This window comes from Holdemania sp. 1001095H_141210_F2, from assembly GCF_015558105.1.
Classification (GTDB): Bacteria; Bacillota_I; Bacilli_A; order Erysipelotrichales; family Erysipelotrichaceae; genus Holdemania.
Genome location: NZ_JADNPO010000007.1, coordinates 43710 through 58521, shown reverse-complemented (window position 1 = coordinate 58521; position 14812 = coordinate 43710). Strand labels below are relative to the sequence as shown.

The following is a 14812-nucleotide window of genomic DNA, read 5'->3' as shown; positions in this document are numbered from 1 at the left end:
TTCTTTTAATCATTTGCCTGCAGCTTTTCTTTTCTTCCAAGGTTCCAGCCGATTGCCGTCTCCCGCATCTGAATAAAACGGCGGTACAGCCCCTGTTCTTCCATCAGTTCCCTGTGCGTGCCGCGTTGGACAATCCGGCCCTTATCCAAAACAAGAATCTGGTCGGCATTCCGGACTGTGGAGAGCCTGTGGGCAATCATAATGATCGTCTTGTCTTTTGTCAGCTCCGCAATCGCCGCCTGCAGTTCCCGCTCATTCTCCGGGTCCACACTGGCGGTGGCTTCGTCTAAAATGATAATCGGCGCATCCTTTAAGATGGCCCGGGCAATAGAAATGCGCTGGCGCTCCCCACCGGAAAGGGAGGCTCCGCCCTCGCCTACAAGGGTATGGTAGCCTTCCGGCAATGCCGATATAAACTCATGGCAGCACGCCTTTTTCGCCGCCTCGATCACATCTTCCCGGGTGGCGTCCAGCCTGCCGAATTTGATGTTGTTTTCAATGGTATCCTCAAAAAGATAAACATTCTGGAACACAATGGAAAAATTTTTCAGCAGACTGTCGCAGGTAAAATCTTTTACATCATGTCCGCCCACACAGATTTTCCCTTCCTGCACATCCCAAAAACGGGCAATGAGGCTTACAAGGGTCGTTTTGCCGGAGCCGGAAGGCCCTACGATGGCGCAGGTTGTTTTTTCAGGAATGATCGCGCTTACATCCTGCAGCACATTTTCCTGTCCGTAGGCAAAGGAAACGTGGGCAAGCTCAATGTCATAGTGATCCAGTGGAATATCCCCGCCATGTTCATCCAGTACCGGCGTATCCATAACGGCCTCCATACGGTCCAGGGAGGCATCGATGACACGGGCAACGGAGGCCATACTTCCCACTAGCTCCACACTGGAGTAGATCATAAAACTTGACACCAGCAGAAGCAGGCACTTGACCGGTGTGATCTCACCGCCCAGCATCAGATAAGGAGCAACGACTAAGATTGCGGATTTTGCCAGCTTGAAGATCGTCTGATAAACGCCGGTCAGCGAGGAAAAGACACTTTCCAGAATGATGTTGGCGTCCGCACTTTCCCCGATTGCCTGATTGACCGCTTTTCCCGACATTTCTCCCAATCCAAAGGCTTTCACGACGCCCATTCCCTGGATATATTCCAGAAAACCCGTCACAAGATTCGCCTGTGCGGCCTGCCGTCTGGGAGACAGCCTTTTACCTGCTTTCTGGATTCCCCCATAGACCAGCATAGAAACGGCCAGCCCCGCAAACATCAAAAGTCCGATATGCCATTCATAAAAAAGCAGCCAAACGCCTATGACAAGGGCATGGATAAAGCCTCCCGCTACTTTTTCCAGAACCATGACGGCGTTACTCTCAATATCTCCAAGTGTGGTCGTCACGGCGGCTACGATCTCACCCAGCCGGTTTTCATTGAAATACCCCATAGGAACATGTTTCATATGTTCGCCGATTTCCAGCCGTTTTTCCGAACACATGGAAAAGCTGCCAAGCGTTCTCCTGATACAGGATAGGTTATTAAAAAAGATCCGTCCGGCAATGCTTACCACCATAATGGCAAGGGATACCCAGATGGTGGAAACCGGCATGACGCCGCCCTCCGCCACTGAAAGCAGCCCTGAAAGTACCGTAAGGATCGCCATGATGGGCATCATCTCAAAAACAGAATCCAGCAGATTGAAGACAAAAGAAGCAATCAAATTCTTTCGCTGTTTTCCCGAAAATTCCAGCAGTCGTTTCATCAGTTGAATCATACAGGCGCCTCCTCTCCCATATCTTTCGCGCTGATATGCGCGGTCCACAGCTCTCTGTAAAGAGAATTGTTCCTTAACAACTCTTTGTGCGTTCCCTGGCCTTTGATGCACCCTTGATCCATTACCAGTATCTTATCTGCGCCCACGATGGTAGAAAGACGGTGGGCAATGACAATCAACGTTTTCCCTTTTACCAGTTCATTGATCGATGCCTGAATAACAGCCTCATTCTCCGGGTCGGTAAATGCGGTAGCCTCATCCAGTACCACCACGGGGCTGTTTTTTAAGATCGCCCTGGCAATGGCAATGCGCTGGCGCTCCCCACCGGACAGGCTCCCGCCGCCGTCTCCCACCAGCGTATCATATCCCTTCGGCAGGGCAGAAATAAATTCATGGCAGCTCGCCTGCTTTGCGGCGCTTACAATTTCTTCGTCCGTCGCCCCCGGTTTCCCCATGCGGATATTTTCCTTCACGGACAGATGAAACAGAAAATTGTCCTGGGACACATAAGCCACGGTATCCATGACCTGTGAGAGCGGGATGTTCCGCACATCTACTCCGCCAATCTGTACTTCTCCGCTGTCCGCCTCCCAGAAAGAAGCGATGAGGCGCGCCGCCGTTGACTTGCCTGAGCCGGAGGGTCCCACAATCGCCGTCATACCGCCCGGTACCGCATCAAAGTTGATCTGGTGCAATACTTCCGTATTTCCATATCCGAAGCAAACATTCCGGAAAGATATATGAGAATTAGGAAGTGTTACCCGTTCCTCCGGCCGTTGCATTTCCTCTGTTTCCAAAAGCCCGGCAATCTCTTTAACCGTGGAATCCACCATGGCAAGACTGTCCGTATATTGCAGTGCCTGGATCAGTGGCTTGACTAATCCAAGGGCGAGGATCACACAGGTAATTAAAACCGGCGTTTCCAGGCTGCCCTGTATATACAGATAGGCACCTAAAGGCAATACGCCCAGCAGACAGGACGGCATAATAGAAATACCCGCCACATAGAAGCTGTTGGTCTGCTTAAACCAGGTCGTCTTTGCCGCTTCATTTTCTGTTACAGCATCCATATACCTGCCATAAGAGGCAGTGCTCTGGTTAAAAGCTTTGATGACTTCAATGCCGCCGATATATTCCACAATGGCGGCATCCATATTTTTCCCCGCAGTCAGTACACGGTCATACCGCTTTGCATAGTCCTTCATCATCCCCATGTAGCACACAAGTCCAATAGGGATTGTAATCAGCGAAATCAAGGCAATGCGCCAGTCCAGGATAAAAAGATATATCAACATCAGGACTGGAACAAGAATATTCGCTGTCAGTTCTGGTATCATGTGTGCCAGCGGCAGCTCCAGCTTTTCCACCGTATCCACCAGCAGGGTCTTGAATTTACCGGAAGGTGTATCCAGAATATAACCCATGGGTACACAGGAGAGCTTCGCTGTTAATTCTGTCCGGATATTCTTTAAAATTGTAAAAGCCGAGCGATGGCTGAGTATGGTAGAAACCGTTCCAAACCAGGTGCTCCCCAGATAGCCGAGAAGTGCGGCAAGCGCCCAGAAACCAATGGGGATAAGGTCATAATTTTGACCGCATATCTGGATCACAATCTGTGAAACCGCAAAATAGGGTACAATCCCGCACACAGAACCAAGTACCGCCAGTAAGACAGAGGCTGTCATTTTCCCTTTGCACTGTGTTGCAAACCGCAGGACCCAACTGAATGTGTTATTTTTTTCCTGTTCCATTTCCTGCTCCTTTCATTTTTTCTAAAACCGTTCCGCGCATGGCTCCGGATAAATCATCTGATATTTTCCCATCCTCTAAGACCAGCACACGAGAGCAAATCGTCTGGATAAATTCATAATCATGGGTAATAATCAGCAGTATCTTCCCCTGTGCGGACAATTCTTTTGCAAGCCTCCCCACCTCCTGCATACTTTTTAAATCAAGCCCACTGGTGGGTTCGTCAAAAATCAATAACTCCTTTTCGCAAAGCAGACTGACCGCTACGGCAAGGCGCTGCTTTTGTCCCCCCGAAAGGGAGAGAGGGTGCCGGTCTTTGAAATCCAACAGATCAAGCCATTCAAGCGCCTTTTCAACGGCTGCGGTGTCTGGGGCTTTCACACCAAGTAAACACTCAGCTTCTACGCTGTCCGTAAACAGTTGATGCCCCACATCTTGCATAACCATGTAAGAACACTTTCTCCGCTGTTTCTCCGCGAGAGCCTTTCCCTGCAGCAAAACAGTCCCACTATCATTTTTTTGTAATCCACACAAGACACGGGCAAGCGTTGTTTTTCCCACACCGTTTTTCCCAACAACAGCAATGACTTCTCCGCCATGAGCAGTAAAACTCAGATCTTGGAAGATTGTCTGTTTTCCAAGACGGACTGATATTCCCTGCACTTCTAACTCATTACTGCTTGTTTTTGGAGCGATAGCAGTTTTCTTTACATGAGACAGGTTTCTGCACCGAAGCCCCATGGCAAGAATCTCACTTTCAGGCAATGCCTGAAAATCGGTAAGCGTCATATCCTTCAGAATTTTCCCTCCGTGCATATAAACAACACGATCTGCAACATCCATCAGATACCAGAGCCTGTGTTCCGCAATAATAATCGTTTTTCCCTGCGCTTTCACTCTTTGAAGCAGATCAGTCAGCTCTTCAATGGCTCCCATATCCAAATTAGAGGATGGTTCGTCTAAGACAAAGATTTCTGATTCCGTTGCATAAACAGAAGCAAAAGCGATCTTCTGTTTCTCACCGCCTGAAAGTTCAAAAATATTTCTTTTACGGAGTACAGACAAATTTAATTCACGGCTGGTTTTCTCAAGGCACATTTTTAATTTCTCTTGTGGTAAGGCTCGATTCTCCAAACCAAACACAATCTCACTGTCTGTATCTGTATTAAAAAACTGTGTGCGTGGGTTCTGAAAAACAGAGCCTACATAGTCTGAAATATCCGCAATATCTGTTTTCGTTACATCCAGCCCACATACAGAAATTTCACCTGACAGTTCTCCACTGAAAAAATGTGGAATAAGCCCGTTAATCAGGCGTGTAATTGTAGTCTTTCCACAGCCGCTTCCCCCGCACAGCAAAACACATTGCCCTTTTGGAATCTCAAGAGAAACATTATGCAGCCCATTATTCTCCTTCCCATCATAAGAAAAGGAAACGTTTTTTAAAGAAATCATCAGAACCACCCCTTTCCATTTGCCAGGAACGCAAGAACAATCACGGTTATATACGCAACCAAAACCAGCATATCCATCACATGAAAACGAACGGTCTCCATGCAGGTACGTCTTTGTACATGATCAATGCCTCTTGTAATGGCTGCCTGTGTAATTTCATCCGATATTTTAGAAGCAGATACCAGCATGGGGACATAAACATACTCCATCGTCCGCATAGGATGGCGGAGAATCCCTGCGGCTGTTACAGGTATTCCCCGCAGAGCCATTGCATCCTTAATCGAATTCCATTCTTCCCCCATCGTAGGAAAATACCTCAGAGTGATAGAAAGAGAAATCGTGAACCCTTTCGGCAAGCGGAGCTTTCCAACCGCAGCTAAAAATTCGCTGACACGCGTGGTAGAAATAAGCAGACTCCCTAACATAAAACAGGGGATCAGCTTGCGAATGTAAACTGCAAACATATAAATAATGCCGCCAGCACTCACTGGCAATAAAGGAACAAGCCAAAGCTGAATTGCCAGTAAGGCAAGAAACAATGCTGCATATTTTAAAGCCGTATAAATCTTCTTTGTACTGAGCAACAGTAAAAAAGGTAATGCGGCAAAAATACACTCAATCGTAATACTCCCGTTCAGAAAGACGGAAATACTGGTTATAGCTAAAATAAGTAATTTTGTGCGGGGATCTATCTTCATTTAAACAATCCCCGCCTTTTCAAAATGCTTTTTCAACAGTTTTTTGCCAATAAAGCCGCCAATGAAAGCACAGAGAATTGTCCCAATCAGCATCGCCGGGATGGCCCACCAGTTTGCGCCAATAGAATCAATTACACCAGCGAAAGAAGATACATCTCCTTTTTTGCTCATAAACTCGTCAAACTGCGCAGGCATAATAGCCATTGGAACATAGGCTCCCATAGGAGATAACGCAAATAAGCAATAAGCCGTCATATTTCTTTTAAAAGATTTAAATCCACCGGACGCGCAGATAAAATCTGCGATAATACCTAACACCACAAAAAATGCTGACATCATCCAGAACATCCCGGTAATGAACAAAAGAATACCCGAAATAATTCCAAGAATTGTGATAGCCCCTCTTTTAGGAATTTTTGCTATATAGAGCATAAATACGGTTCCTGTAAACAAAGCTACGATCATTGGCATGAACGGGAAAGTAATGGGCGTCATCTGCGCAATTCCACCGATGATAAATGCGACAGCCGAATAAATAAGCGAGAAGATACCGACGGAAATAAAATCCCGTGTTTGCAGTTTCTGTGATTTTTTGTTCATGATAATAACCTCCTGATTTTTTAGTTAGGTGAAGCTAACCTTTAGAGTGAAAATTAAGGCTCATTTGAGCCTTAACATGCCTTCCCAGCCGCAGTTAAAGAAAGTGGCAAGCTCATTTACATATTGAATTGCGTGTTCTCTCGTCATATCATGAGCCACCGTTTCAAAAACAGCGGTGAAATAGGCGCTTGTAATCATGTGGTGAAGTTCACGGCTGACAGTCCCCTCCAGCTTACCAAGCTGTCGAAGCCGTTCATAATAAAGTTCTGTCTGGGTAACTTCAATTTCTACCAGATCATGAATATAACTGGAGTACTTTGTTCCTTCGGAACAGCATATCACCAATTTGAAAGCATCAAAATTGTCGTAGATAAAATTGATAAAATGATTTAAATAATCTGTTGATAATTCTCTGCTTTGAGCCGCTTTATCCTCCGGAATCAACTCGAAATGTGCCTGCTGCGCCGCCTTGAACTGCTCCATCAGACCATCTGCAGGCTCGGAGACCAGCGCCTCAAAAAGCGCTGCTTTGTCCGGATAATATCCATAAAACGCCCCCTGAGTAAAGCCAGCTTCCTTAACGATACTGCGGAGCGAGGCATCCTTAAAGCCTTTCGTTAAAAATTCCCGTTTCCCAATTTCAAGAATTTTACGTTGGGTTTCTGTGTGCTCAGCCATATCTAAATATTCCTTTCCATCCAACATATCACCGATATATATCACCGATATATATCACCGATATGATAGCACGGATCGGTTGCCTTGTCAACAGTATTTTGGGTTGAGCACATAAAAGGCAGGAAAAGATAGGCAAGGGCAAGATATTGATACCGTGCCATTTCCTCAAGGTATGCTCTTGCTTTATTTCTCCAGCAGCTTTATGTACCCAGCCGCACTGCACGGCTGGGCTTTTCTTTTTTGAGGTTGTTAATAGGCCGGGGTGCCGTACCCATAAATCTCATAGTACCCAATGGGATAGCTGTTCTGCCGCACGGAATCACCAGAGTTGCCCTCTACGGTGTAGACACGGCCATTCTCCACTTTCTCCACAATCCCCACATGGTCGGAAGAACCATCCTGGCCTCCATCATCCCAATCGAAAAAGATGATGTCGCCGGGGCGCGGCTCGTAGCTGTTATCCTGCCACAGCCCGCGCTCCTTGAACCAGGGTACACCCTGGGACGCGCAGGCCGCAAACTTCGGAACAACACCGGCGTCGATATAACCGCACTCATTGGCACACCAGCTCACAAAGCAGGCGCACCATTCCACCCGGCTGTTAAAGCCGTACCAGCTCCAATAGGGAGCGCCGCCTGTGTTCCCCACCTGGGAAAGCGCCACGGTAACGATCTCGCCATCGCCTCCGGTAATACCATAGAGTACCTGTGACCAAAGGGAATTATTCTCGTCATCCAGAAGCTCCGCCATCTGTTCCCGCTGATCTTCGTCAAAACCGAACTGATTGGCCATCTCCTCCGCAGTCTTATGGCTGACGGTGATATACAGATAAGTGCGGGTGACAGTCGTTTCCGTTTCTACGATATTTCCATTTCCATCATCTGAGGTTTCAATGATGGTTTCCGTCTGGGTAGCGGTACTGGACGAGATTTCATTCATCTGCCAGAAAATATCCTTTAAGAGCTGCTTTTTGGAATCGTCCATAGTGGCCACTTCCTGGGCAGCGTCCGGGTCGGTGGTAGTTTTTACCGCGTAAACCGCCAGAACCTCTTTCCAAACCGCCCGGCTCCCGGACATCTCCAGCACGTCATAGCTGTGGGCCGCTTTAATCTCGTCAAGGTTTTCCTGGTATTCGGTATTGATCTCCTGCACGGCGGTCTGCATGGTCTGTCCGGTGCCGGAGTCCTCCCCAGAGAAGAAAATCCCAAAGCAGGAGCCGATAATCATACCGATGAGGCAGATCACAATAATCACCAGCACAGCAATCCAACCGCCAGCGGCGATTGCCGCGATCAGCGCCTTGGTCGCGGCAATAATGGCTTTCACCGCCGCAACCGTAGCCTTAACTGCCGCCTTTGCCGCAACCACCGCAGTCCGGGCCGCTACACGGGCGGCATGGGCCGCAGCCCTGGCAGCCCGCGCCGTGGCCTGGGCAGTCCTCTGGACAGCTTTGGCCGCCTGCTGGCTGGTCTTGATACTGGCCTTGGCAGTCTTTTCCGCCGTTTTGATAGATTTGCTGGTGGTTTTTATCGTCCCCTTGGCTGTGGAAGAAGCCTGCTTGATGGTTTTGCGGCTCCTGTCCACTGTCTTAATGCCTTTCTTGCCGCGGTCCAGGGTCTTGATGGCCCTGCGCTCCTGACGGACCGCCTTGGCCGGCTCGGAAACCGTATCCGCTGCCTGACGGCCACTCCAGCGTGCGGTGGACTGCCCAGCCTGCCGAGCCGCTTGTTTTTTCGGCTGTTCGGCTGCGGCTTTCCGCTTCTGGATTTTCTCCTTGACCTTGGAGATGTTCTCCTTGGTCGTTTGAACCCCCTTGCGGCCCTGTTTATCAAACTGATGGACCGCTTCATGGGTGACATTATCCACCCCAGCGGAAAGGCGGTCGGACGCATACTCACCGGGGGAACCCTCCTCGGCATACAGGCTGTGGTCGGCCTTATCCTTAGTGCGGATATATGCCTCCTTCATCCGTTCAGAAGCAACCGCCGCTTTATCAATCGCTTTAATGCCTTTTTTCTCAGAAACTCTTGTTTTAATGCCCTTGCCCATGGGCTTCACCTCCTTCCCAGGGCGGGGCCGCCCTTATTCCTCCAGCAGCTTGGCCACAACCACCATCCGCCCGTTGGTCCGAGAATACTCGCAGGTGGAGAGGGTGATAAGCTGGTCGCCATATTCCGCAGTCACGCCCGTATCATAGAGGGCCAGCGCCTTGCACTGGGCAATATACTCATCAAAAGCCTCGGCGCTCTCCGCATGGACAAAGTGGTAATACTTGAAGCCGTCCTCGGAATAAGCCACCGTCTTAAAGGCGGCGACCACCTCATACTCCCCAAAGCCATCCAGCGTGTCAAAATGGATGATCGTATGCTCCCGGTAGAAATCCTCGCTCTCGTATTTGCACAGGTCGGAGAACATCGAGCCGTTGTTCATGTGGTGGCCGTACAGCACCAGATTGTCGGACAGGCCGATGTCACAGTTTTCCTGGATATAAGGCACCCCATAGCTGCTGTACGATTTATCAAAGGCGTGTTTGAGGTAAAAATCCGGGCTGTCCTTGGTCTGCATGACCGGATAATCAATCCGGGTGCTGGGAATGGAAATCCATCCCACCAGGTCGCTGTTCTGGGCGTACACCTCCGCATACTTTTCAAACGCAGTTACTTTCTTCGGGGTCTGTTCCGGGGTGTCGGCAGCTTCCAGAGATGGAAGTTCTGTATCCTCTTTCACCAGTTCCGCCACTTCCTCAAAGGCTTCGGCGCTCTGTTTCTGGTCGAGGTATTCGCGGGCCAGCATAGCCCCGGAGAAAAGGAAAAGGGCGGCACAAAAGGCCGCCCCTGCGATCATCAGTCTGGTTTTCACTTTATTACTCATTTTCTTTACCCTCCTTATCGCGCCTGCTCTTTGCCGGCCGCCTGCCGGTGCGGTGCAGCCGGTGCCGCTCTCAGCCCCCGAAGTTCCGATTTTACGGAAAATCTCTCACCGCCTGCTTTTTCCGCCAACCGGCCCGCGCCGCGTTCCATCCCGGAAAAGATCTTGCCGCAGGACAGAAATAGGCCCCGCAGCTTAGCAAGCACACCCTTATCGGCCTCCAACTCCTGAGCCTGCTGTACTTCTTTGCCTACAAGGGCGCGTCCGGCGCTTTTCATGTGGCTTCCCGCCTGGTGCAATTCCGCCCGGATCACATCCAACTTCCCGGCACACTGTTCCATCGCCCTGCCAGCGTGAGAGAAGCCGCGCTCCATCCGGGAGAGAACGGCGGGAATCCGCAAAGCCTGCACCGCTTGACGCAGGGCGGAGCGCCCTTTTCCCCGAAAGGTCTGCACCATGCGCCCGGCAGAGGAAATAAGATTTGCCTTGGCGGTGAAAACCATCGTCCGGGTCTGCTGGATTTTTCCTTCCGTCGCCGTCACAAGCTGGGCGCACCGGGCGCGGATTCCCTTGTCGTGGAGCTTGCCTACCTCCAGGCGCATTTCTTTCATTTCCTCCATCATCTGAGCCAGCTTCCCCTCCAGACTGTCCATATAGCCCACCAGGGCCTGCACTTCTTCCTTTTGCTTTTGAAGGTTGTTCTGCTCCAGTACGGAGAGAAGCTCCTTGATCTGGGGGTGTTCCCCCAGGGTGTAGGTTAGTTCAGCCATTTTCTGTTCCTCCTATCAAAGCGGTTTACCGGGCTGGGGCCTCCTGCTTTCTGGCAGGCGGCAGTTCCCGGCAGTATTCCGGGTAACGGATTTTTATGCCCTCCATGAAGTAGGGGCCAAACTCACAGCAGAACAAGTCCTCCGGGGAATAGGCGTTGCTGTGCTCCGGGTCGGTATAGCCGTTCCAGAGATTGAAGGCAAGGCGGCACACCCGGACGGTGCCGCTGGTCTGCCAGCCGCCGTTCATACCCTCCGGTTCAATACAGTCCTGCCCAAAATCAAACATCTGGCGGATGTTGGCCCTTGTTTCCGGGGCGATCCCCATGACATAGAAAAAGGCCCGGTGGTAACAGTCGTTCCGCTTGGCCTCGCTCATCATATCCAAAAAGAAATCCCGGTGTTCTGAGGACGCAAACCGGATATTAAGTCTGTTCATATCAAAACTGTCCTTTCAAAAATAAGTTCCATACGAATCGCTTCCTTTTCTGACCAATGGCATTTTCACCTCCTGTATGCGCCGCTTTGCCAGCGCATAGTATTCTGGCTGAATTTCCGTACCCAAATAGAGCCTGCCGGTCTGAATGGCAGCCAAAGCGGTGCTGCCGGTTCCCATATAGCCGTCAAAAATCAACTCCCCCGGCATACTGGATAACTGAATCAGCCACGAAAGGAACTCGGTATTTTTCACCGTAGGATGAAAAATCTGATTCTTTTTCTGCCAGGTTGAATTGTAGGTTGCCTTGGGATATTCTTCGCCAAACCAACAGGCAGGGAAGCGCGTTTTATACTTCTTGCTGGGACTACGTCCGGCATGGAATAAGGTTCCTTCCTTTTTCCGGTTTTGCAGAAGTGTGGTGTGGTTGAACGCCCGCCGCCCTTTCTGGCAAAATATAAGCCATTCCGCATTGTTGGCAAAACTCCCTTGTAAATCCCCCAGGCCACCAATGGTGTTCTTTTCGATTACCAGACAATTTTTAATCTGGAATCCAGCTTCCTGCAGACAAGCATAGTGTTCTGGGTAACAGTCAAAACGGGTAAAAAAATAGGCATGGGCGTTATGCTGTAAAATGCGGTAACTCTCCCGTGCCAGTTGTTTGTAGTCAATTCCTGTATCACCTGTCAGCAGAGGATGGGGATGCTTGGCAAAATGATTTTGATAGGAAATACCATAGGGCGGGTCGGTAAGGATCAAAGATACCGCGCCGTCCGGGATTTCGGCTAACAGTTCCATGCAGTCCATGCAATAAATCTGATTGTAAAAACAGGTTGCCTCGTGTCCTTTCAAAAACAAGTTCAATACTGATTTTTTCCTTTCTGGTAATAAGTTTTATTCTCATATGACTTTTGCCGTTTTTACATAAGGAAAAGGCATATTCACCTGTAACAGCAAACACGCCTTTCCAAATACCGTCCTATCATCCGTAATCTTCATGTTCCAACATAAAACTCAATCAACGAAAACCTCCTCTCCGCCGAACACGCCCTCGCCGGGCTTGGTGGTCATCAAGGCATACAACTTTGTGCTGCGCGGGAACCGATTGACAAAGGGCACCAGGGCGCTGCCGTAACGGATCAGGCCGCAGCCTGCGTCCGCATTGGTGACGTAGCTCATCTGCTCCCTGGAAATATTGAGGAGCTTGGAGAGCTTTTCCCGGTCGGAAGCCGCCTGGTTCAGCATAACAATAAACTCCGAGTTGCTGAGCATGGTGCTGGCCTGCACGGAATCCAGCAGGTACTCCACATTCTGGGTGATGGCTGTGGGGTAGGCCCCGCGTTTTCTGAACTGCCGCCACGCAGAGTTGAAGAAGATCCCGCTCTGCTCATTTTCAAACATCACATGGAACTCGTCGATAAAGACGTGGGTGCGCTTGCCCCGTTTCCAGTTGAGGGTCACGCGGTTCAGGATGGTATCGGTGATGACCAGGGAACCGGCAGGCTTTAGCTGCTCGCCCAGGCCGTGGATGTCGAACACCACATAGGGCTTGTTCAAATCCACTGTGCTTTCCCGACCAAAGATGTCCAGGGAGCCGGTGGTGTAAAGCTCCAGGGAAAGGGCAATTTCTTTGGCCTTATCCTCCGGCTGCTCCAGCAGCTTATTCCGCAGGTCACAGAGGGTGGCCACCCGTCCGATCTTCTCCGCCTCCGGGTACACCAGGGCGGTGCAACGGTCAATGATAGATTTGTGCTGCGGCCCCACGCCGCGCTTGTCGATCTGCTCAATGAGGGACATGATAAACTGGCTTTTTTCCACGATGGGGTTCTGCTCGCCGTAGCCCTCTACCATATACATGGCGTTTAGGCGGTCTTTGCCGCCCGCCACCAGATGGGCCACCGTAGCTTTTTCCCGGCCCAGGGCTTTCACCAGCGCGCCAAACTCGCCCTCCGGGTCACACACGAGGATTTCGTCCTCGGCGTAATCTGGATGGAGCATAAGGAACGCGATCAGCTCCTTGGCGCTGAAGGACTTACCAGCGCCGGGTACGCCCAGCAGGAAGGCCGACTGGTTCAAGAGGTTCGCCTTGTTGCACATGATGAGATTGTGGGAAATGGCGTTCTCTCCAAAGTAAATGCCGCCTTTATCCTGAATTTCCTGTACCTTGAATGGAATGAACACCGCCAAACTCTCAGTAGTAAGAGTGCGAAAGGCGTTGATTTTCCGCACCCCGATGGGCAGGGCGGTGTTCAGGCCATCAAGCTGCTGGAACTTGAGCACCGCAAGCTGGCACATATGCTTTCGCGCCACGGAAAGCACCGCCTCGGTATCGCTGTCAAGCTGCTCCTTGGTGTCGGCGGTGATGGCCAGGGTCATTACCGCGAACATCATCCGCTGGTCGCGGGTGGTGAGATCGTCCAAAAACTCCTTGCTCTCTTTCCGCTGAAGCTCCATATCATAGGGCACCACAGCGGAGAAGTTGTTATTGGCATTTTGTCTCCTTTGCCAGTTCGTAATGTTGGTTTCCACACCCAGCAGGCGGTTTTCCACCTCCCGCACTGCCTCATCCGTAGGCACCGGCACAATGTCGATGGAGAACATCAGATTGCGGTTGAAATCCGTCAGCTCCGTCACCATGTTATCCTTAATATAGGAAGCGTAGTCTTTGAGAAACAGTACCCGGCAGAACTTATCCCCCAGCTTCAGATAGTCGCTGTTCTTCTCCATGCTGTCCGGGCAGATATAGTCCTTGAAATCATGGCCATGCTTCGCCTTAGCCGCCAGGTCAAAGGAAAACTCTGCCTCCTCGCCTTGGCGGTAGAAGTCGTGCAGGATACGCAGCCGTTCGGAAGCGTCCAGTTCCACGCACTTGGAACCCAGGGCTGCAAAATGGGAAATAAGGTCGGCCCCCACGCGGGAGAAATAGGCGCGGGCCTCCTCAATATCTTTCTTTACCACGGAGATGGTAATATATTTTTCCTGGGTGATCCCGTTTGCTCCGGTTGCCTTATCAAGCAGCATTTGATTGTATTCCCTGCGATACTCGTCCCGGAAATCCTCCTGCATGGGCATGAGGATGGACTGCTCAAAATTGGCCTTGTTCATCCTCCGGTTGTTGATGGTAATCTTCGTCACCGCCCCGGAATCCAGGGAATTGAGAAGTTCCGAGTAGATGAGGAACATACTCTCCTTATCCTCGCGGCTTGCCACCAGATAGTTAATATCCGAAAAGCGGTAGGTTTTGGAGAACTTGTTTCCGGTCAAAAAAATACCGTCCGGCCAGATACGGCGGACGGGGATCACATCCTGCACCTTTCGGGGTACGGTATATCGTTCCTTGTCCTGCTTGGACATGGTTTTGAGTGTCTTAATCATGCTTTGCCTCCTTCCGTTTATGAAAATGTTTCGGTTCTTTGGACTGACGCTTGACGGGTCGTCCGGTTTGCTGCCCCTCGATGGTATCTTTCAGAGCCGCATAGTAGTAGTTGCTGTCCTCGAACTTAAATTCCTTCGGCTCCAGCATTTCCGAGCGCAGCCACGCCCAGATGAATTGTTCCGCTGTCATGCCATGATAGGTGATGAACCCCAGCATAGCAAAGGGTGCTGCCCCCAAAATGCACATCCAGGACAGGGTTTCCACCCCAAAATAGGGGCGCAGGATAAAGTAAAGGCCCACGGCTACACCGCAGGCCAGTACCGAAAAGATGAACTGCCGCATACTCAAACCGAAAAACATGGATTCGGTGTAATTGCGGATTTCGCGGTTGATCTTGACTTCCAAAA

General features: G+C 50.4%; 13 protein-coding genes. All 13 read right to left on the bottom strand.

Annotated features, from left to right (window positions below; genetic code table 11):
- Positions 1–5: 5 nt before the first annotated feature.
- The 13 genes from I2G61_RS06370 to I2G61_RS06310 all read right to left on the bottom strand — a co-directional run bounded on the left by I2G61_RS06370 (position 6) and on the right by I2G61_RS06310 (position 14810).
- Positions 6–1778, bottom strand: coding sequence for an ABC transporter ATP-binding protein (locus I2G61_RS06370; RefSeq protein WP_148429254.1), 1773 nt, complete (start codon positions 1776–1778; stop codon positions 6–8).
- The gene (locus I2G61_RS06365; RefSeq protein ID WP_148429256.1) at positions 1775–3529 is read right to left on the bottom strand and encodes an ABC transporter ATP-binding protein; all 1755 of its coding nucleotides are present in this window, start codon (positions 3527–3529) and stop codon (positions 1775–1777) included. Before I2G61_RS06365 ends, I2G61_RS06370 begins: the two co-directional genes overlap by 4 nt.
- Entirely contained in the window at positions 3510–4982 is a 1473-nt protein-coding gene (locus tag I2G61_RS06360) for an ABC transporter ATP-binding protein (RefSeq protein WP_148429258.1), read from the bottom strand. The genes I2G61_RS06365 and I2G61_RS06360 overlap by 20 nt, the downstream gene beginning before the upstream one ends.
- Positions 4982–5680, bottom strand: a complete 699-nt coding sequence (locus I2G61_RS06355; protein WP_148429259.1) for an energy-coupling factor transporter transmembrane protein EcfT — start codon at positions 5678–5680, stop codon at positions 4982–4984. Before I2G61_RS06355 ends, I2G61_RS06360 begins: the two co-directional genes overlap by 1 nt.
- Positions 5681–6280, bottom strand: a complete 600-nt coding sequence (locus I2G61_RS06350) for an MptD family putative ECF transporter S component (protein ID WP_148429261.1) — start codon at positions 6278–6280, stop codon at positions 5681–5683.
- A gap of 60 nt (positions 6281–6340) precedes the next feature.
- Positions 6341–6958 carry a TetR/AcrR family transcriptional regulator gene (locus I2G61_RS06345; RefSeq protein ID WP_148429263.1) on the bottom strand — a complete coding sequence of 206 codons (618 nt, stop codon included), beginning with the start codon at positions 6956–6958 and terminating at the stop codon, positions 6341–6343.
- Between the two features lie 249 nt (positions 6959–7207).
- Positions 7208–9007 (bottom strand): CHAP domain-containing protein, encoded by a 1800-nt coding sequence (locus tag I2G61_RS06340; protein WP_187367951.1) that lies wholly within the window; start codon positions 9005–9007, stop codon positions 7208–7210.
- Between the two features lie 33 nt (positions 9008–9040).
- A complete protein-coding gene (locus I2G61_RS06335) occupies positions 9041–9829 on the bottom strand; it encodes a class B sortase (protein ID WP_148429265.1) in 789 nt (262 codons plus the stop codon).
- Positions 9830–9843: 14 nt separating this feature from the next.
- Positions 9844–10596: a DUF6674 family protein gene (locus I2G61_RS06330; RefSeq protein WP_148429267.1), complete on the bottom strand. Its 753-nt coding sequence runs from the start codon at positions 10594–10596 to the stop codon at positions 9844–9846.
- A gap of 25 nt (positions 10597–10621) precedes the next feature.
- Entirely contained in the window at positions 10622–11032 is a 411-nt protein-coding gene (locus I2G61_RS06325; RefSeq protein ID WP_148429269.1) for a DUF6075 family protein, read from the bottom strand.
- A 15-nt stretch (positions 11033–11047) separates the two neighbouring features.
- Positions 11048–11827 (bottom strand): site-specific DNA-methyltransferase, encoded by a 780-nt coding sequence (locus tag I2G61_RS06320; protein ID WP_229100695.1) that lies wholly within the window; start codon positions 11825–11827, stop codon positions 11048–11050.
- 216 nt (positions 11828–12043) lie between these two features.
- Positions 12044–14404 (bottom strand): VirB4-like conjugal transfer ATPase, CD1110 family, encoded by a 2361-nt coding sequence (locus I2G61_RS06315; RefSeq protein WP_148429271.1) that lies wholly within the window; start codon positions 14402–14404, stop codon positions 12044–12046.
- Positions 14397–14810: a PrgI family protein gene (locus I2G61_RS06310; RefSeq protein ID WP_148429273.1), complete on the bottom strand. Its 414-nt coding sequence runs from the start codon at positions 14808–14810 to the stop codon at positions 14397–14399. The genes I2G61_RS06315 and I2G61_RS06310 overlap by 8 nt, the downstream gene beginning before the upstream one ends.
- Between the last annotated feature and the right edge of the window lie 2 nt (positions 14811–14812).

What these genes read in the sequence shown, in the direction of transcription:
- I2G61_RS06370 (WP_148429254.1), bottom strand. Translation starts at nt 1,778, where the DNA reads ATGATTCAACTGATGAAACGACTGCTGGAATTTTCGGGAAAACAGCGA.
- I2G61_RS06365 (WP_148429256.1), bottom strand. Translation starts at nt 3,529, where the DNA reads ATGGAACAGGAAAAAAATAACACATTCAGTTGGGTCCTGCGGTTTGCA.
- I2G61_RS06360 (WP_148429258.1), bottom strand. Translation starts at nt 4,982, where the DNA reads ATGATTTCTTTAAAAAACGTTTCCTTTTCTTATGATGGGAAGGAGAAT.
- I2G61_RS06355 (WP_148429259.1), bottom strand. Translation starts at nt 5,680, where the DNA reads ATGAAGATAGATCCCCGCACAAAATTACTTATTTTAGCTATAACCAGT.
- I2G61_RS06350 (WP_148429261.1), bottom strand. Translation starts at nt 6,280, where the DNA reads ATGAACAAAAAATCACAGAAACTGCAAACACGGGATTTTATTTCCGTC.
- I2G61_RS06345 (WP_148429263.1), bottom strand. Translation starts at nt 6,958, where the DNA reads ATGGCTGAGCACACAGAAACCCAACGTAAAATTCTTGAAATTGGGAAA.
- I2G61_RS06340 (WP_187367951.1), bottom strand. Translation starts at nt 9,007, where the DNA reads ATGGGCAAGGGCATTAAAACAAGAGTTTCTGAGAAAAAAGGCATTAAA.
- I2G61_RS06335 (WP_148429265.1), bottom strand. Translation starts at nt 9,829, where the DNA reads ATGAGTAATAAAGTGAAAACCAGACTGATGATCGCAGGGGCGGCCTTT.
- I2G61_RS06330 (WP_148429267.1), bottom strand. Translation starts at nt 10,596, where the DNA reads ATGGCTGAACTAACCTACACCCTGGGGGAACACCCCCAGATCAAGGAG.
- I2G61_RS06325 (WP_148429269.1), bottom strand. Translation starts at nt 11,032, where the DNA reads ATGAACAGACTTAATATCCGGTTTGCGTCCTCAGAACACCGGGATTTC.
- I2G61_RS06320 (WP_229100695.1), bottom strand. Translation starts at nt 11,827, where the DNA reads ATGGAACTGTTAGCCGAAATCCCGGACGGCGCGGTATCTTTGATCCTT.
- I2G61_RS06315 (WP_148429271.1), bottom strand. Translation starts at nt 14,404, where the DNA reads ATGATTAAGACACTCAAAACCATGTCCAAGCAGGACAAGGAACGATAT.